This is a genomic window from Streptomyces sp. NBC_00094 (assembly GCF_026343125.1).
Classification (GTDB): Bacteria; Actinomycetota; Actinomycetes; order Streptomycetales; family Streptomycetaceae; genus Streptomyces.
The window spans coordinates 2130522-2147732 of the sequence record NZ_JAPEMB010000001.1 but is presented as its reverse complement, the minus strand read 5'-3'; the positions used below and the strand labels follow the sequence as shown (position 1 = coordinate 2147732).

16 protein-coding genes are annotated in these 17211 nt (G+C 71.8%); 11 read left to right on the top strand and 5 right to left on the bottom strand.

Going from position 1 to position 17211, the window contains the following annotated elements:
- Positions 1–89: 89 nt before the first annotated feature.
- From OG580_RS09300 to OG580_RS09275, 6 genes are all read left to right on the top strand, one after another.
- Entirely contained in the window at positions 90–857 is a 768-nt protein-coding gene (locus OG580_RS09300; RefSeq protein ID WP_267043168.1) for a metallophosphoesterase, read from the top strand.
- A gap of 128 nt (positions 858–985) precedes the next feature.
- Positions 986–1426, top strand: coding sequence for an SRPBCC family protein (locus OG580_RS09295; protein WP_267043167.1), 441 nt, complete (start codon positions 986–988; stop codon positions 1424–1426).
- Positions 1427–1504: 78 nt separating this feature from the next.
- On the top strand, positions 1505–2764 hold the full coding sequence (locus OG580_RS09290) for an ArsA-related P-loop ATPase (protein ID WP_267043166.1): 1260 nt from the start codon (positions 1505–1507) through the stop codon (positions 2762–2764).
- Between the two features lie 41 nt (positions 2765–2805).
- Complete coding sequence (locus tag OG580_RS09285; protein ID WP_267043165.1) at positions 2806–3315, top strand: DUF5304 domain-containing protein; 510 nt, start codon at positions 2806–2808, stop codon at positions 3313–3315.
- Positions 3316–3381: 66 nt separating this feature from the next.
- Positions 3382–4323, top strand: coding sequence for an ROK family glucokinase (locus OG580_RS09280; protein ID WP_267043164.1), 942 nt, complete (start codon positions 3382–3384; stop codon positions 4321–4323).
- Positions 4324–4412: 89 nt separating this feature from the next.
- Complete coding sequence (locus OG580_RS09275) at positions 4413–5159, top strand: endonuclease/exonuclease/phosphatase family protein (protein ID WP_267043163.1); 747 nt, start codon at positions 4413–4415, stop codon at positions 5157–5159.
- 122 nt (positions 5160–5281) lie between these two features.
- Here the strand turns inward: OG580_RS09275 and OG580_RS09270 are convergent, their stop codons facing one another.
- Both OG580_RS09270 and OG580_RS09265 read right to left on the bottom strand, forming a co-directional pair.
- Positions 5282–6040, bottom strand: a complete 759-nt coding sequence (locus tag OG580_RS09270; protein WP_267043162.1) for a hypothetical protein — start codon at positions 6038–6040, stop codon at positions 5282–5284.
- Positions 6033–6815 carry a carboxylesterase gene (locus tag OG580_RS09265; RefSeq protein WP_267043161.1) on the bottom strand — a complete coding sequence of 261 codons (783 nt, stop codon included), beginning with the start codon at positions 6813–6815 and terminating at the stop codon, positions 6033–6035. Before OG580_RS09265 ends, OG580_RS09270 begins: the two co-directional genes overlap by 8 nt.
- 177 nt (positions 6816–6992) lie before the next feature.
- Between OG580_RS09265 and OG580_RS09260 the strand changes: the two genes are divergently transcribed.
- From OG580_RS09260 to OG580_RS09245, 4 genes are all read left to right on the top strand, one after another.
- Positions 6993–7724 (top strand): 1-acyl-sn-glycerol-3-phosphate acyltransferase, encoded by a 732-nt coding sequence (locus OG580_RS09260; protein WP_267043160.1) that lies wholly within the window; start codon positions 6993–6995, stop codon positions 7722–7724.
- Positions 7725–7757: 33 nt separating this feature from the next.
- Complete coding sequence (locus OG580_RS09255) at positions 7758–8972, top strand: MacS family sensor histidine kinase (protein WP_267043159.1); 1215 nt, start codon at positions 7758–7760, stop codon at positions 8970–8972.
- Positions 8969–9643: a response regulator transcription factor gene (locus OG580_RS09250; protein ID WP_267043158.1), complete on the top strand. Its 675-nt coding sequence runs from the start codon at positions 8969–8971 to the stop codon at positions 9641–9643. The genes OG580_RS09255 and OG580_RS09250 overlap by 4 nt, the downstream gene beginning before the upstream one ends.
- A gap of 92 nt (positions 9644–9735) precedes the next feature.
- A complete protein-coding gene (locus OG580_RS09245) occupies positions 9736–10734 on the top strand; it encodes a 2-hydroxyacid dehydrogenase (protein WP_267043157.1) in 999 nt (332 codons plus the stop codon).
- A gap of 41 nt (positions 10735–10775) precedes the next feature.
- Here OG580_RS09245 and OG580_RS09240 read toward each other — a convergent pair whose 3' ends face one another.
- The 3 genes from OG580_RS09240 to OG580_RS09235 form a co-directional block, all read right to left on the bottom strand.
- Positions 10776–12650, bottom strand: a complete 1875-nt coding sequence (locus tag OG580_RS09240) for an anthranilate synthase family protein (RefSeq protein ID WP_267043156.1) — start codon at positions 12648–12650, stop codon at positions 10776–10778.
- 102 nt (positions 12651–12752) lie between these two features.
- Positions 12753–12809, bottom strand: a complete 57-nt coding sequence (locus OG580_RS36265; RefSeq protein WP_079110815.1) for a trp operon leader peptide — start codon at positions 12807–12809, stop codon at positions 12753–12755.
- 93 nt (positions 12810–12902) lie between these two features.
- Entirely contained in the window at positions 12903–15689 is a 2787-nt protein-coding gene (locus tag OG580_RS09235) for an N-acetylmuramoyl-L-alanine amidase (RefSeq protein WP_267043155.1), read from the bottom strand.
- A gap of 157 nt (positions 15690–15846) precedes the next feature.
- Here OG580_RS09235 and OG580_RS09230 point away from each other — a divergent pair, with 157 nt between their 5' ends.
- Positions 15847–17193 (top strand): class II 3-deoxy-7-phosphoheptulonate synthase, encoded by a 1347-nt coding sequence (locus OG580_RS09230; RefSeq protein ID WP_267043154.1) that lies wholly within the window; start codon positions 15847–15849, stop codon positions 17191–17193.
- The last annotated feature ends 18 nt before the right edge of the window (positions 17194–17211 follow it).

Below are 17211 nucleotides of genomic sequence, written 5' to 3'. Positions count from 1 at the left end.
CACACATCCATGACGATGCTGTTCGCACAGTAATCCACGGCTTTCCCGACTCGGAAGTAACCGCAGGTGACACCCCCTAAGGTGGGCCCATGCGAGTCCATGTGGTCAGTGACGTGCACGGCAACGCCGGAGACCTCGCCAGGGCGGGGGAGGGCGCCGACGCCCTCATATGTCTGGGGGACCTGGTCCTCTTCCTCGACTACGCCGACCACGGCCGCGGGATCTTCCCCGACCTCTTCGGCGTCGAGAACGCCGACCGGCTCGTGGAGCTGCGCACGGCCCGCCGCTTCGACGAGGCCCGTGACCTGGGCCGCCGCCTCTGGGCCGAGCTGGACGTCGACCGCGACACCGCCATCGAGGCCGCCGTCCGCCGCCAGTACGCCGAGCTCTTCGCCGCCTTCCCGACCCCCACCTACGCCACGTACGGGAACGTCGACATCCCCCGGCTCTGGCCCGAGTTCGCCGGTCCCGGCACGACCGTCCTCGACGGGCAGCGCGTCGAGATCGGCGGCCTCACCTTCGGCTTCGTCGGCGGCGGACTGCGCACCCCGATGCGCACCCCGTTCGAGATCTCGGACGAGGAGTACGCGGCCAAGGTCGAGGCCCTCGGCGAGGTCGACGTCCTCTGCTCCCACATCCCGCCGGAGGTGCCGGAGCTGACGTACGACACGGTGGCCCGCCGCTTCGAGCGCGGCAGCCGCGCCCTGCTCGACGCGATCCGGCGCACCCGGCCCCGGTACGCCCTCTTCGGCCACGTCCACCAGCCGCTCGCCCGGCGGATGCGGATCGCCGCGACCGAGTGCGTGAACGTCGGCCACTTCGCGTCCTCCGGCAGGCCCTTCGCCCTGGAGTGGTGAGCGGGAGCCCGGGCCCGGGGTGGCGGGCCGGGCGCCCGAGCGCGATAGCCTTCCGTCGGCACATCTGTACGTCCGTGCCCTTTTTCCTTCGAGTTCTCGCCGGACCGCACAGTGGAGGAGCCACCGCGATGGCCGAACACACCAGCTCGAGCATCACCATCGAGGCGGCGCCGGCCGACGTCATGGGTGTGATCGCCGACTTCGCCCGCTACCCGGAGTGGACGGGCGAGGTGAAGGAGGCCGAGGTGCTGGAGACGGACACCGCCGGCCGCGCGGAGAAGGTCCGGCTGCTCCTCGACGCCGGAGCCATCAAGGACGACCACACCCTGGCGTACACCTGGACCGGCGCGGACGAGGTCAGCTGGACCCTGGTCAAGTCCCAGATGCTCCGCTCGCTCGACGGCTCCTACCGCCTCACCTCGCTCGGCGGCGACCGCACCGAGGTCACGTACCAGCTGACCGTCGACGTCAAGATCCCCATGCTCGGCATGATCAAGCGCAAGGCGGAGAAGGTCATCATCGACCGCGCCCTCGCCGGCCTGAAGAAGCGCGTCGAATCCGGCGCGTGACCCTCCGGGGCACGTCGCCGGCCGGTCCGGTCCGACCGGCAGCAGAGCCGTCAGGAGGGCGGCGGTAACGTCCTCCACATGCGGATCATCCTTGTCACCGGCCTCGGCGGCGCCGGGCGTACCACCGTCGCCGCCGCGACCGCCCTCGCCGAGGCGCGTGCGGGCCACCGGGTCCTCCTCGTCTCGGAGGACCCCGACCCGCTGAGGGGCCCGCTCCCGGAAGCCCTCGGAGGCGCGGGCACGCCGCAGGGCTCGACTCCCCGGCTTCCGGACGGCGAGCAGGGCTCGACTCCCCGCTCTGCGGACGACGAGCAGGGCTCGACTCCTCCTCTTCCCGGCGGCGGGAGCCTGCGGGTCCATCGGCCCGACCCCGCCGCGGATTTCCGCCGCGAATTCCTCGCTCTCCAGGCGCGCTCCGGCGCCGCCCTCGACCTGCTGGGCGCCGCGCCCTTCGAGGACGCCGAGCTCACCGAGCTCCCCGGCAGCCGGCAGTTCGCCCTGCTGAGGGCCCTGCGCGACGCAGCCGCCGGTGAGCACGACCTCGCCGTCGTCGACCTGCCCCCGCTCCCCGAGGCCCTCGCCCTCCTCGCCCTGCCGGAGCAGCTCCGCCGCTACCTGCGCCGCCTCCTGCCCCCGGAACGGCAGGCCGCCCGCGCGCTGCGCCCGATGCTCGCCCAGCTCGCCGGCGTCCCCATGCCCGCGCAGTGGCTGTACGAGACCACCGCCCGCTGGGAAGCCGAACTCGCGGCGGCCCAGGCCGTCGCCGACGCCCCCACCACCCGCGTCCGCCTCGTCCTCGAACCCGGCCCCGCCGCCGTCCGGGCCCTGCGCACCGCCCGGCTCGGCCTCGCCCTGCAGGGCCTCGCCCTCGACGCCGTCGTCGCCAACCGGCTGCTGCCCGCCGACTCCGAGGACCCCTGGCTCGCGGGTCTCACCGCCCAGCAGCACCGGCACCTGGCGGAGCTCCGTACCGCCGCGGGCGTCGTGCACGAGCTGCCGCACCTCGGCCGCGACCCCCGCGGCGCCGAGGACCTCGCCCTCCTCGCCTCCGTCCCGCCGGCCGTACCCCTCGCGCCCGCCCCCGGACGGGAGGTCGAGGACCGGCGGGAGGAGGACGGCGTCCTCGTCTGGCACCTCGCCCTGCCCGGTGCCGTCAAGGAGGAGCTCTCCCTCGTCCGCCGCGGCGACGAACTCCTCCTGACCGTCGGCCCGTTCCGCCGTCACCTGGCTCTGCCGGGCGCCCTGCGCCGCTGCACCGTGACCGGCGCGGGCCTGGTCGACGGGGACCTCCGGGTGCGCTTCACCCCGGACCCGGGACTCTGGCCACGTACCCCCTGAGGGCGTGTACCGTCGAAGTACCAGCCTGTGAGGAGTACGCCATGAGCGATTCGGACGCCTGGGCCAAGGCGTGCGCCGAGGACCTGGAGGCGGAGAAGGCCCGCCGTCGCGCGGAGAGCGGGGCCGAGCCCGGCTCGGCCGCCGAGGAGCTCCGCAAGCTCTTCGACGCCGTCGCCGACAAGGTCGCCGGGGGACTCGGGGGCTCGCTGCTCGGCGGGCTCGGCGGCGGGATCAGCGGTCAGACCGTGCAGCAGTTCGTCAGCCAGGCGAAGGCCGCGGTCGAGCCCGTCATCGAGCGCAACCCGCAGGTCTTCGACCACCTCGCCGCCGCCGGGAGCGAACTGCTCGCCGCCTACCGCTCCGCCGTCGAGGGTCACGAGACCCGCTGGACCCGCGGCGGGACCGTCTCCGAGGACGACCCGCGCCGCGAGGCCGACGCCACCGGCGACGGTGACGGCGATCGTGAAGGCAAGGACGAGACGGGCCGCGACGACAAGCCGGGCCGCGACGACGAAGGGCCCGGAACCGGCCAGCACATCGACCTGGACTGATCGGGACGCCCCTCCCCCTCGGGTACGGTGGGCCCTAGCGGGGCTCGACCGAAAACTGAGGGACACATGGGACTCACCATCGGCGTCGACATCGGCGGCACGAAGATCGCGGCCGGCGTGGTCGACGAGGAGGGCAACATCCTCGACACGCACAAGGTGCCCACCCCGCCGACCCCCGAGGGCATCGTCGACGCGATCAGCGCCGCGGTCTCCGAGGCCGGCAAGGGGCACTCGATCGAGGCTGTGGGCATCGGTGCGGCGGGCTATGTCGACGACAAGCGTGCCACCGTCCTCTTCGCGCCGAACATCGACTGGCGGCACGAGCCGCTCAAGGACAAGGTCGAGCAGCGGGTCGGCCTGCCCGTCGTCGTCGAGAACGACGCCAACGCGGCGGCCTGGGGCGAGTACAAGTTCGGCGCGGGCCAGGGCCACGAGGACGTCATCTGCATCACCCTCGGCACCGGCCTCGGCGGCGGCATCATCATCGGCAACAAGCTGCGCCGCGGACGCTTCGGCGTGGCCGCCGAGTTCGGCCACATCCGGGTCGTCCCGGACGGCCTGCTGTGCGGCTGCGGCAGCCAGGGCTGCTGGGAGCAGTACGCCTCCGGGCGCGCGCTCGTCCGGTACGCCCGGCAGCGCGCCGCGGCCACCCCGGAGCGCGCGGAGGTCCTGCTCGCCCTCGGCGACGGCACCCCCGAGGGCATCGAGGGCAAGCACGTCAGCCAGGCCGCCCGCGCGGGCGACCCGGTCGCCGTCGACTCCTTCCGCGAGCTGGCCCGCTGGGCGGGTGCCGGTCTCGCCGACCTGGCCTCGCTCTTCGACCCGTCGGCTTTCATCGTCGGCGGTGGTGTCTCGGACGAGGGCGAGCTCGTCCTCGACCCGATCCGGAAGTCCTTCCGGCGCTGGCTGATCGGCGGCCAGTGGCGCCCGCACGCGCAGGTGCTCGCCGCGCAGCTCGGCAACAAGGCCGGCCTGGTCGGCGCGGCGGACCTGGCCCGTCAGGGCTGAGCACCGGCCGCCCCCGGCCGATCACCGTCACCCCGACCGCCCGTCGCGTCCTCTCGGACGCGGCGGGCGGTTGTCGTATGTTGCCAGGCATGGCGATCAGCGAACTGCCCAACTCCCGCACCGAGGCGGACGGTTCGGCCGTCCTCCGGGTCCTGAGCTACAACGTCCGCTCGATGCGCGACGACGAGGACGCCCTCGCCCGGGTGATCCGCGCCTGCGCCCCGGACCTCGTCTTCGTCCAGGAGGCCCCGCGCTTCTTCCGCTGGCGCAAGCACGCGGCCCGGCTCGCCGCGAAGAGCGAGCTCGTCGTCCTGAGCGGCGGCGCCACCGCGGCCGGACCGCTGCTGCTCTGCTCGCTGCGGGCCACCGTGGAACGCACCGAGGACGTCCTGCTGCCCCTCACCCCGGGCCTGCACCGCCGGGGCCTCGCGACCGCCGTCGTCCGCTTCGCCGGCGCCAGGGTCGGACTGGTCAGCTGCCATCTGAGCCTGCGGAAGGACGAGCGGTACGCCCAGGCCGGGATGGTCCTCGACCAGGTCGCCGCGCTGGGGACCCCGTACACCCTCGTCGCCGGCGACCTCAACGAACGCCCGGGCGGCCCCGCCTTCACCCGGCTCACGACGGAGCTCCGGGACGGCTGGGCGGTCAGCCCCTGGGGCGGCGAACACACCTCGACCCCCACCGACCCGCACCAGCGGATCGACGCGATCCTGGCCACCCCGGGCATCGAGTTCCTCGGCTGCGGGGTCCCGGAGCACCTGGACCCCACGGATCTGCGAACGGCGACGGACCACCTGCCCGTACTGGCGGCGGTCCGTGTGCCTGCGACGACCTGACGGCGACGTGCCGTGGGCCGGACCCCGGCCGCGCGATCGGCGGACGGAGTCCGGCGCAGCCGTCCGAAGCCCGGGAGGCGCCCCGGCGCCGAGCGGCGCGAGGGCGGCGTCGGGAGGATCGGCTACACGACCGCCCCGCGGCCCGGGTCGCCGAAACCGTCGTCATCGTCGTCATCGTGCTTCATGCGCGTGACCAGGGTCGCGAAGCCGCCCAGGAAGCCGCCCACGCAGAGCGTCGTCAGCCACCAGGTCATGTCCCACTGGAGCAGGACGGCCAGCAGCATCAGCACCGGACCGCCGACCACGCCCAGCCAGGCGAACTTGGTCGTCGCGTCCGCCTCCGGCAGCGGCGGGGGCTCCGGCGGGACGAAGTGGCCCTCGTCGGAGCCGCCAGGACCGTCCTCCGGCTCGGCCGGGGAGTAGTCCCGGGGGCCGCTCGGCCGCACCCCGGGCGCGAAGACGACGGAGCTGCCCAGCGTGGGCTTCCCCGCTCCTGCCTCCGGCTTCCGGTCGGCGTCGGCCGATGCCTCGGCGTCCTTCCCGGTCCCGGGCTCGCCGCCGGGGGCGGTCCCCGGCCCGGACGTGCCGCCGGTCTCGGACCCGGTCCCGGACCCGGCAGGGGTCCCCGAGCCCGATCCTGTGGTCGTACCCGTGCTCGTGCCCGTACCCGTGTCGGCCCCGGTGTCGGCGACCGGCTTCTTCGGCTCGTCCTCCGGCTCGTCCTCCGGCTCCGGCAGCGACAGGTTCTCGATCGGCCGGTACGGCCTGGCCCCCGGGGGGTCCGCGGGCTCTTCCCCGTACCCGGCGACGATCGCGGCCCAGGCCGCCTCCTCGTCGATGGGCTGCGGCTCCCGCTCGCCGCCGTCCTGCTGATCAGCCACCGCTGCTGCTCCTCTTCCCGTCGACCGGACTCGGCGCGAGCCGCTCGACGAATGCCCAGCTCTCCTCGAAGATCCGCTCCGCGTCATGGTCCAACGTCGCGACGTGGTAGCTCTGTTCCAGCAGGATCTCGCGGACGTCCGTCGAGGACACACGGCTCAGGATCCGGGCCGAGTCGACCGGCGGCACCACATGGTCCTGCGGGCTGTGCAGCACCACCAGCGGCTGCGTGACCTGCGGGAGCTCCGCGTCCACCGTCCGGAAGAACTGCCGCAGCGAGTGCGCCGCGTGCAGCGGCACCCGGTCGTAGCCGACCTCCGTCACGCCCTCCTTGGCGATGTCGCTCGCGATGCCGCTCGTCGTGCGGACCAGATGGCGGGCGACCGGCAGCGCGTGCGCCGCCAGGCCGTGCACCTTGTTGCCCGGGTTGACGAGGACGACGCCCCGTACCGCGTCGCCGTGCTGCGCGGCCAGCCGCAGGGTCAGCGCCCCGCCCATGGAGAGACCGAAGACGAAGACGGTCTCGCACCGCTCCAGGAGCTCGCGCAGGGCCCGGTCCACCTCCGCGTACCAGTCGTGCCACGTGGTGAGCTGCAGGTCCTCCCAGCGGGTGCCGTGGCCGGGGAGCAGCGGCAGCGACACCGTGAGCCCGCGGCCGGCCAGATACTCGGCCCACGGGCGCATCGACTGCGGGGATCCGGTGAATCCGTGACAGAGAAGGACGCCGACCTCTCCGCCTTCATGGCGGTACGGCTCGGCTCCGGGAAGGACCGGCACCGGGGTCTCCTGTTCGTTCGACTTCGGGTGCGCCGAAGCGACGGAAAATGGGGAAGGACCTTCACGGTACGCGACCGGACCGACACCGACCAGGGCCGTAGCGGGGGCCGTGGGCCGGTACGGGATAAAGTCGTGGCGACGGCACACGGAAGGCATGGCGAGTTGATCTACGGCGCAATGAAGTTCTCCATCGGAGGGTCCCTGAAGCTTGCCTTCCGGCCCTGGGTCGAGGGTTTGGAGAACATTCCGGCCGAGGGTCCCGCGATCCTGGCGAGCAACCACCTCTCCTTCTCCGACTCCTTCTTCCTCCCCGCCGTCCTGGACCGCAAGGTCACCTTCATCGCCAAGGCCGAGTACTTCACCTCCCCGGGGGTCAAGGGCAAGCTGACCGCGGCCTTCTTCAAGGGCGTCGGACAGCTCCCGGTCGACCGCTCGGGTGCCCGCGGCGCCGGCGAGGCGGCGATCAAGGCCGGTATCGAGGTCATCGAGAAGGGCGGGCTCTTCGGGATCTACCCCGAGGGCACCCGTTCGCCCGACGGCCGTCTCTACCGCGGCAAGCCCGGCGGTCTGGCGCGGGTGGCGCTGGCCACCGGCGCGCCCGTGATCCCGGTCGCCATGATCGACACGGAGAAGATCCAGCCGCCCGGCAAGGTCGTCCCCAAGCTGATGCGCCCGGGGATCCGGATCGGCAAGCCGCTGGACTTCACCCGTTACCAGGGGATGGACGGGGACCGCTTCATCCTCCGCTCGGTGACCGACGAGGTCATGTACGAGATCATGAAGCTGTCCGGCCAGGAGTACGTCGACATCTACGCGACCGCCGCCAAGCGGCAGATCGCGGACGCGGAGAAGGCGGCCAAGGAGGCCGTCAAGGCCGAGATCGCGGCGCGGGAAGAGTCCGGCGCGTAAGCACCCGCTGACGGGTGCCCGGGGGTGGGGGAGATGGCCAAGCGCGAGCGTGTCGTGCGCATGTCGGTAGAGCAGCCGCTGTGGCGGGCGCTGACCGGCTACCGCGTCCTGACGATGATCTACGCGGTCCTGCTCTTCGCCTTCGGGCGGGAGCGGTACGAGCGGCCCTGGGTCGCCGTCGCCTATCTGGCGGTGATGTGCGTCTGGACCCTCGCGACCCTTCCCAGGGTGGCGAACGCGGCCAGCTGCACCAAGCGCTTCCTCGCCGCCGACCTCACCGTCGCCCTCGTCGGGATCCTGCTCACCCCGCTCGCCGACGCCCACGCGCAGTCGGTCGACGGCCCCACGCTGCCGTCGATATGGACCGCGGGCTCCGTCCTCGCGTTCGCGATCAAGGGCGGCTGGCGCTGGGCGGGAGTCGCCTCCTCCCTGGTCGCCGTCGCCAACATCGTGGAGCGCGGCGACCCCAGCCGGGACACCCTCCACAACGTCCTGCTCGTCTGGGTGGCCTCCATCGCCATCGGATACGTCGTCGAGGTCGCCCGCGCCTCCGAGCGCACCCTCGCCCGGGCCCTGGAGATCGAGGCCGCGACCCGGGAGCGGGAGCGGCTCGCCCGGGACATCCACGACAGCGTCCTGCAGGTCCTCGCGATGGTGCAGCGGCGCGGCACGGCGCTGGGCGGTGAGGCGGCCGAGCTCGGGCGGATGGCGGGGGAGCAGGAGGTGGCGCTCCGTACGCTCGTCGCGGGCGGTCTCACCCGGCCCAGCCTGGTCTCGGAGGACGAGTCCGAAGGGGCCGTGGTGCGGGTCGTCGAGGTGGACGACGAGCCGGACGACGACACCCCCGTCGACCTGCGGCTCCTGCTCGCCCCGCGCGCCGGGGCCAGGGTCACCCTCTCCGAGCCGGGCGCGCCGGTGCTGCTGGTGCCGCCCGCCGCGCGTGAGCTGGCCGCCGCCGTCGGCGCCGCCCTGGACAACGTCCGGGTGCACGCGGGGGAGGACGCCCGGGCCTGGATCCTGGTCGAGGACTGGCCGGACGAGGTGATCGTCACCGTCCGGGACGACGGTCCCGGCATCCCGGAGGGCCGCCTCGCGCAGGCCGAGGGCGAGGGCCGGATGGGCGTCGCCCTCTCCATCCGGGGCAGACTGCGGGACCTCGGCGGATCGGCCGAGCTGATCTCGGTCCCGGGGCAGGGCACGGAAGTCGAGTTGAAGGTTCCACGGGGGAAGGCAGGACAGGGAAGATGAGCGAGCAGCAGTCGATCAAGGTGATGGTCGTCGACGACCATCCGATGTGGCGGGACGCGGTCGCCAGGGATCTCGCGGAGGCGGGCTTCGACGTGGTCGCCACCGCGGGCGACGGCGAGCAGGCGGTGCGCAGGGCCATGGCGGCCTGCCCCGACGTCCTCGTCCTGGACCTGAACCTGCCGGTCAAGCCCGGTGTCCAGGTCTGCAAGGAGCTCGTCGCCGCGCAGCCCGCGCTGCGGGTCCTCGTCCTCTCGGCGAGCGGCGAGCACGCCGACGTCCTGGAGGCGGTCAAGTCCGGCGCCACCGGCTATCTCCTCAAGTCGGCCAGTACGGCGGAGCTGATCGACGCCGTACGGCGGACGGCCGTCGGCGACCCCGTCTTCACCCCCGGCCTGGCCGGCCTGGTCCTCGGCGAGTACCGGAGGCTGGCCTCCGAGCCCGCCCCGGCGGCCGGCGGCGACGAGCCGAAGGCGCCGCAGCTGACCGAGCGCGAGACGGAGGTCCTGCGGCTCGTCGCCAAGGGGCTCAGCTACAAGCAGATCGCCGAGCGCCTGGTGATCTCGCACCGCACCGTCCAGAACCACGTGCAGAACACGCTCGGCAAGCTCCAGCTCCACAACCGGGTGGAGCTCGTCCGGTACGCCATCGAGCGCGGGCTCGACGACGCGTAGAGGGCCTTCGGTACCGGGCGCGGCGACGTGGGGGACCGTATATTCGCGAGGACCGCGCATATACGGCCCTTCATCGTTTCTAGGGGAGTTTCGTGGAAATCCTGGCATTCGGCGTGCAGGCGGACGAGCAGCCCCTGATGGAGAAGGCGTTCGAAGGGCATCATGACGTCCGCTGCCTGGACGTCTTCCTCACCGAGGACACGGCGCCCATCGCGGCCGGCTACGAAATCGTCTCCACCAGCGTCAACGCCAGCCTCGACAGCAGGGTCCTGCAGACCCTCGCCGCCGGCGGGACCCAGATGATCGCCCAGCGCTCCACGGGCTTCAACAACATCGACCTGGAGGTGGCCGAGCGCCTCGGCCTCACCGTCGCCCGGGTCTCGTACTACTCCCCTTACTCCGTCGCCGAGTTCGCCTGGACGCTCGCGATGGCCGTCAACCGCCGGATCGTCCGCGCCTCCAACCGGACCCGTGACTTCGACTTCCGCCTCGACGGACTGATGGGCCGCGACCTGCGGGGCCGTACGGTCGGCGTCCTCGGCACCGGCAAGATCGGCGAGGCCTTCACCCGGATCGCCGACGGCTTCGGCATGAAGCTGCTCGGCTGGGACGTCGCCGAGAACCCGGTCTGCGTCGCGCTGGGCATGGAGTACGTGGACAAGGAACGGCTCTTCGCCGAGGCCGACCTCATCAGCCTCCACGTGCCGCTGCTCCCGTCCACCCACCACCTCATCGACGCCGCCGCCCTCCGGGCCATGAAGGACGACGCGATCCTGGTGAACTCCAGCCGCGGCGGGCTCATCGACACCGAGGCCCTGGTCGCCGAACTCAGGACCGGCCGCTTCACCGGAGTCGGCCTGGACGTGTACGAGGCGGAGGCCGGGCTCTTCTTCCTCGACAAGTCCCTGGAGGTCGTCGAGGACGACACCCTGGCCCGCCTGGTCACCTTCCCGAACGTGGTGGTCACCTCCCACCAGGCGTACTACACGGTGGACGCGGTCGGCCAGATCATCGACACCACCGTCCGGAACGTCCTCGACTACACCGCCGGGCGGCGCAGCGAGAACGTCCTGGTGCCGAGGGTCTCCTAGGAGTCGCCTCGCCGATCGGGCCGGGCGCGCCACGACACGTCCTAGACCAGGACTCCCGCGAGCAGCGAGGCCGTCAGCGACGCGCCGTCCATCGTCAGGACCGACTCGGGGTGGAACTGCACGCCCGCGAAGCCCGGTCCGCGCAGCGCGTGCACCTCGCCCGTCCCCGCGTCCCGGCTGACCTCGATCCGGTGCAGGGCGAGCTCCGTCGCCGCCCGGTCGTCGCAGCGGGCGGTGAAGCTGTTGTAGAAGCCGACCGTCTGCTCCTGACCGAACAGGTCGATCCGCAGCTGGGCCCCCTGGAACGGGGTCCGCTTGCGGACGATCTCCAGGCCCAGCTCGGCGGCGATCAGCTCGTGCCCCAGGCACACCCCGAGCAGACCGTGCCGGTGGTCCCGCACCAGCTCGGCCGTGAGACCGCGCAGGAAGCGCATCTTCGGGTCGGCGGCGTCCGCCGGGTTGCCCGGACCGGGGCCCAGCACGACCGGCCCCTCGTGGGCGAGCGCCAGCTCCCGCAGCCCCGGCTCGTCGTAGCGGAGGACCGACACCTCAAGGCCCGAGGAACGCAGGACGTGCGCCAGCATCGCCGTGAAGGTGTCCTCGGCGTCGATCACCAGCGCGTGGCCCGACAGCTCCGCCGAACGGACCTGCATCTTCAGCCAGAACGGCGCCAGATCGGCCCGGCGCGCGTCCAGGGCGGCCCGTACGCGCGGATCGTCGGCCAGCCGCGCGGGGGCCGGAGCCGCCGCGTCCGCCACCGGCCGGCCCTCCCGCACCCCGAGCGCGGTGAGCACCCCGGCCGCCTTCGCGTGGGTCTCGGCGACCTCGCCGGCGGGGTCCGAGTGCCGGACGAGGGTCGCGCCGACCGGGACCCGCAGCTTTCCGTCGCCGGAGATGTCCGCCGTACGGATGAGGATGGGCGAGTCCAGCGTCTGCGCCCCGCTCTCGTCCGTACCGAGCAGCGCGAGCGCCCCCGCGTAGTAGCCCCGCCCGCCGGCCTCGTGCCGCTCGATCACCCGGCAGGCGTTCTGCACCGGCGAGCCGGTCACGGTCGCCGCGAACATCGTCTCCCGCAGCACCTCCCGCACGTCCAGCGTGGAGCGGCCCCGCAACTCGTACTCGGTGTGCGCGAGATGGGCCATCTCCTTCAGTCGCGGACCGATCACCACCCCGCCCATGTCGCCCACCGTGCACATCATCTTGAGCTCCTCGTCCACCACCATGGAGAGCTCCTCGGTCTCCTTGCGGTCGGCGAGGAAGGCGAGCAGGTCCTCCGGGGTCGGCGCGGCCCCGGCCGGGTAGCGGTACGTGCCGCTGATCGGGTTCATCACGACCGTGCCCCCCGCCATCCGCACGTGCACCTCGGGGCTGGCCCCGACGAGCGTCCGGTCGCCGGTGTGCACGACGAACGTCCAGTACGCGCCCCGCTCGCCCGCGAGGAGCCGACGGAACAGGGCGAGGGCGTCGGCCCGCCCGAAGCCCGGGATCTCGCCGGTGTAGGTGCGCCGGATGACGAAGTTCGCGCCCTCGCCCGAGCCGATCTCCTCGTCGATGACCCGGCGCACGGTCCCGGCGTACTCCTCGTCGGAGACGTCGAACCGGCCGTCCTCGACGGTCACGTCGTGCGCGGGCAGCTGCCGCAGGGCCTCCGCGAGCGGCAGCTCGTACGTCTCGTCGGCGACGAGCACGGAGAGCGGGGTGCCGTCGTCCCGCACGTCGAAGCCGCGCTCCCGGATCTGCCGGAAGGGCACGAGGGCGAGCGTCGGCAGCGGGCCCACGGGCAGTTCGGCGAGGCGCTCCGCCTCGTGGACCCGGCCGATCAGCACCTCGACGGTGTCGTGGTCACGGCCGGGGGTGCGCCTGCGCAGCAGGGCGAAGGGCGGGCAGGAGTCGTCCAGGAGACGGGAGAGGTCCATGGGGTGGGTCGTTCCTTCCGGGGGGGTGCGGAGAGGAGCGGCCCGGGTACGAGAAAAGGCCGCCCTCGGGCGGCCTTCGCGTGTCAGTCGGTGTACGCGCGATCAGTGGGCCGCCGGATGAGCGGTCCACCACCAGTTCTGGATCTGCAGCGCGAACATGCGAGCACTGTAGCCCAGCGGACACGGAAACGGGGCCCGGTCCGCACCGTGGACGGTGCGGGCCGGGCCCCGAGACCCTGCTGAACTACCCGATCAGACGATCAGGTTGAAGCCCTGCCAGCCGGCGCTGATCTTGGTGCGGCTCGCGTACGGGGCGTTGGCACCGCCGGTGCCCTTGTACAGCCACAGCACACCGGAGCCGTCACGGCCCAGGAGGTCGACCTTGCCGTCACCGGTCAGATCGCTCGGACCCGACATGGTGTTGTAGATCTGCCAGCCGGGGCCGATCTTGGTGCGGGTCGCGTACGGGGCGTTGGCGCCGCCGGTGCCCTTGTACAGCCACAGCACGCCGGAGGCGTCACGGCCGATCAGGTCGGCCTTGCCGTCACCGGTCACGTCGCCGGAGCTGACGAGGGAGTTGTAGATCTGCCAGCCGGGGCCGATCGTGGTGCGGGTCGCGAAGGGTGCCGACGGGATGCCGGTGCCCTTGTACAGCCACAGGACGCCCGACTTCTCGCGGGCGATCAGGTCGGCCTTGCCGTCCCCGGTCACATCCCGGACACCGATGATCCGGTCGTAGATCTGCCAGCCGGCGCTGACCTTCACCCGGTTCTTGAGCGGCGCCGAGATGTTGCCGCTGCCCTGGTAGTACCAGAGCACGCCGGAGGTGTCCCGGGCCGCGACGTCACCGGTGCCGTCGGCCCGCATGGCCGTCATCGCGGTGATCACGTTGTAGCCCTGCCAGCCGCCGCCCACCCGGTACCGGCTGAGGAGCGGAGTGGTCGCGCTGCCGGTGCCCTGGTACTGCCAGAGGACACCGGCGGTGTCACGGGCGAGGACGTTGTAGCGGTTGTTCGTGGCGACGGGGGTGGCGCCGGGCGCCTCCACGATGTCGGTCTGCTTCACCCAGACGACCTTGTGGTGGAAGCGGATCGGCACGAACATCGTGGTGCCGACGACGTTCTTCTGGGCGGAACCGAACCAGTCGTCACCCTTCACCGCCGGGCCGGCCTTCACATAGGCCTGGCCCGCGGCGAACGTGAACTTCGACAGGGGGTCGTTCTCGTCGCCCGGCGCGGTCAGCCCGGCCGCGGTGTAGGCGGCGGTCTCCGGGAAGGAGCGTCCGAAGGGCTTGGTCGAGGCAAGCCCCGACGTCAGCTTCACGGTCGTGGCGCCGTTCACCGGCGCGGTGTACTGACCGGCCGGGTTGTAGAACCAGGCCTTCTGGCCCGCGTACCAGATCGCCGTCCAGTTGTACTGGGCCTCGGCGACGACGTAGAGGCCGCCCGCGCGGACCTTGTTCCCGTAGTTCGAACCCTCGGACCAGCCCGAGGTGAAGTACGGGTCCTTCAGCGTCGTGGAGCTCGTCGAAGGCGACGTGTACAGGTAGCCGAAGTTGGACGGGCGCGCGGGGACGGCCGTGCCACCCGTGGTGAGCTGGGGCTGGTTCGCCGTGGTGAACGGCGGCACCACACGGACCACCTGGCCGGCCTTGAGCAGGCCGCCCGCGCCCTTGTCGCCCTGCGGGGCGCCCAGGAGCGACATGTAGTAGTTCCAGTCCCAGTACGGGCCCGCGTCCCAGTGCAGCTTGTCGACGTCGCCGTCCGTCTGGAGCGCGACCTCGTCGTGGCCGATGATGTGCTCACGGTCGATCGGCACGCCGTACGTGGTCGCCAGGTGCTTCACCAGCGCCGCGGAGGAGCGGTACTGGGGCTCGGTGTACCAGCTGCCGTCCTTGATCGCGAAGCCCTCGTGCTCCACACCGATCGAGTGCATGTTGTGGGTCCAGTTGCCCGCGTGCCATGCCAGGTTCTTGTTCTCGAGCATCTGGGTGACCAGGCCGTCCGAGGCCTTGATCAGGTAATGGGCGCTGCCCGGCCACGTCGGGTCGGTGAGCACGTCGAGCGAGGGCTGGTACGCGCCCTCGGTGTCGTGGATGACGATCTGACGGATGTCCACGCCCTGGTTGGGGCGGTCGGCCGCGGTGTAGTTCTTCTTCCCCGTGGAGTTGGGGACGCTCAGCTTGACGTTGCAGTTCAGGCCGGCGGGGCACTCGGGAAGCGCGGCCGCCGTGGTGCTCGCGAAGCTCGCGGCCAGCGGCACGTTCGCCGGCTTGACCGGCTCGACCGAGGGGTCGGCCGGCAGGGCGACCTGCTCGCCGTCGAGGGTGAGCGCCCGCTCGCCCTTCTTGACCGACTCGAAGACGCGCTTCGCGAAGAGGTCGGCGCCCTTCCGGTCGGAGGACTGGCCGTAGCGGGCCACGGCCGGGTACCAGTCGCCCGGCTCCTCCGACAGCTCGGCGCCCGCCTGCTTCTGGTACTCGACCAGGAGGGCGGCGCCGGCGCGGATGGAGGCGGCGGTGTCGTTCTGGACGGCCTCGGTGGAGCTGTCGATCAGCCCGGCGGCCTTGTCCAGGGTGTGGAGCTGAGGGTCGTCGGTGTCGACGAGCATCTTCTCCAGGACGCTCCGCAGCTTCTCGCGGTCGAACGTCTTCTCGATCTCCGGCCGACCGGAGCCGTTGAAGTGCTCGATCTGCTCGTCGGTGACCTGGTTCTGGACGTCCTCCGGGTCGACCTTCGTCAGACCCATGACGTTGTACGCGCCGGTCGTGCTCGGCTCACCGTCGTGCGACTCCCAGCGGGTCTGCTGGTACGACACCGCCATCAGCACGCTCTGCGGGACATCGAACTCGCGCGCCGCGTTTGCGAACTGCGACTGCAGGGAAACGTCCCCAGCAGCCGCCTTGCCATCGCCCGCCGCACCGAGGAGGCCCGGTGAGGCGACCGCGATGGTGCCGATCGTGGCGGTGGCGACGACCGCGGCCGCCGCTCCGTACATGAGTCGTTTCTTCTTGCGGTCCCTGCGGTGCCTCTGGGTCACGCCCACCCCTGTGAATTGACTGTCATGTGAAACGGGCCAGAGGGTAACACCACCCGAAGGCGTGAAGATCGTCGACAGACATTTCGGGCGCGCGTCTCAGTCATTGGGCAGGGGACCGAGACTGGACGAAGAACCCCGTAGTGTGGTGCGTGTGACCGTGAACGCTGATTCCCACGCCGTCGCCAAGGCGACCTGGCGAGACCTGCCCGCGGCGCAGCAGCCTGAGTACCCCGATGCCGAGGCTCTGCGCGATGTGATCGCGGACCTCGAGTCGTATCCTCCCCTCGTCTTCGCCGGCGAGTGCGACCAGCTGCGCGCCCGGATGGGAGCCGTCGCCCGTGGCGAGGCGTTCCTGCTCCAGGGTGGCGACTGCGCCGAGGCTTTCGACGCCGTGTCCGCCGACCACATCCGGGCCAAGCTCAAGACGCTGCTCCAGATGAGCGCCGTCCTCACCTACGCGGCGTCCGTGCCCGTGGTGAAGGTCGGCCGCATCGCCGGCCAGTACTCGAAGCCCCGCTCCAAGGGCACCGAGACCCGCGACGGCGTGACCCTGCCGACGTACCGCGGTGACTCGGTCAACGGCTTCGACTTCAACGAGAAGTCCCGCGTCCCGGACCCCGAGCGCCTGAAGCGGATGTACAACGCCTCCGCCTCCACGCTCAACCTGGTGCGCGCCTTCACCACCGGTGGCTACGCCGACCTGCGCCAGGTGCACGCCTGGAACCAGGACTTCGTGAAGTCGTCCCCCTCGGGTCAGCGCTACGAGCAGCTGGCGCGGGAGATCGACAACGCGCTGAACTTCATGAAGGCCTGTGGCACCGACCCGGCCGAGTTCAAGGCCGTCGAGTTCTACGCCTCCCACGAGGCGCTGCTGCTCGACTACGAGGGCGCCCTGACCCGTACGGACTCGCGCACCGGCAAGCTGTACGACACCTCCGGCCACATGGTCTGGATCGGTGAGCGCACCCGCCAGCTCGACCACGCCCACATCGAGTTCGCGGCGCGGATCGCGAACCCGATCGGCATCAAGCTCGGCCCGACCACCTCGGTGGACGAGGCGCTGACGTACATCGACCGCCTCGACCCGGACCGCGAGCCGGGCCGACTGACCTTCATCGTCCGCATGGGCGCCGACAAGGTCCGCGACAAGCTCCCCGAGCTCGTCGAGAAGGTCACCGCCTCGGGCGCTGTCGTCGCCTGGGTCACCGACCCGATGCACGGCAACACCTTCGAGGCCGCCTCCGGCCACAAGACGCGCCGCTTCGACGACGTGCTCGACGAGGTCAAGGGCTTCTTCGAGGTCCACAAGGAGCTCGGCACCCACCCGGGCGGCATCCACGTCGAGCTCACCGGTGACGACGTCACCGAGTGCGTGGGCGGCGGCGACGAGATCTTCGTCGACGACCTGCACCAGCGCTACGAGACGGCCTGCGACCCGCGACTCAACCGCAGCCAGTCGCTCGACCTGGCGTTCCTCGTCGCGGAGATGTACCGCGACCAGTGAGCGTGATCAGTAGGTAGG

Coding starts and splice junctions, on each gene's coding strand:
- OG580_RS09275 (WP_267043163.1), top strand. CDS start 4,413: ATGGCGATCAGCGAACTGCCCAACTCCCGCACCGAGGCGGACGGTTCG.
- OG580_RS09285 (WP_267043165.1), top strand. CDS start 2,806: ATGAGCGATTCGGACGCCTGGGCCAAGGCGTGCGCCGAGGACCTGGAG.
- OG580_RS09255 (WP_267043159.1), top strand. CDS start 7,758: ATGGCCAAGCGCGAGCGTGTCGTGCGCATGTCGGTAGAGCAGCCGCTG.
- OG580_RS09280 (WP_267043164.1), top strand. CDS start 3,382: ATGGGACTCACCATCGGCGTCGACATCGGCGGCACGAAGATCGCGGCC.
- OG580_RS09295 (WP_267043167.1), top strand. CDS start 986: ATGGCCGAACACACCAGCTCGAGCATCACCATCGAGGCGGCGCCGGCC.
- OG580_RS09290 (WP_267043166.1), top strand. CDS start 1,505: ATGCGGATCATCCTTGTCACCGGCCTCGGCGGCGCCGGGCGTACCACC.
- OG580_RS09240 (WP_267043156.1), bottom strand. CDS start 12,650: ATGGACCTCTCCCGTCTCCTGGACGACTCCTGCCCGCCCTTCGCCCTG.
- OG580_RS09300 (WP_267043168.1), top strand. CDS start 90: ATGCGAGTCCATGTGGTCAGTGACGTGCACGGCAACGCCGGAGACCTC.
- OG580_RS09250 (WP_267043158.1), top strand. CDS start 8,969: ATGAGCGAGCAGCAGTCGATCAAGGTGATGGTCGTCGACGACCATCCG.
- OG580_RS09260 (WP_267043160.1), top strand. CDS start 6,993: ATGAAGTTCTCCATCGGAGGGTCCCTGAAGCTTGCCTTCCGGCCCTGG.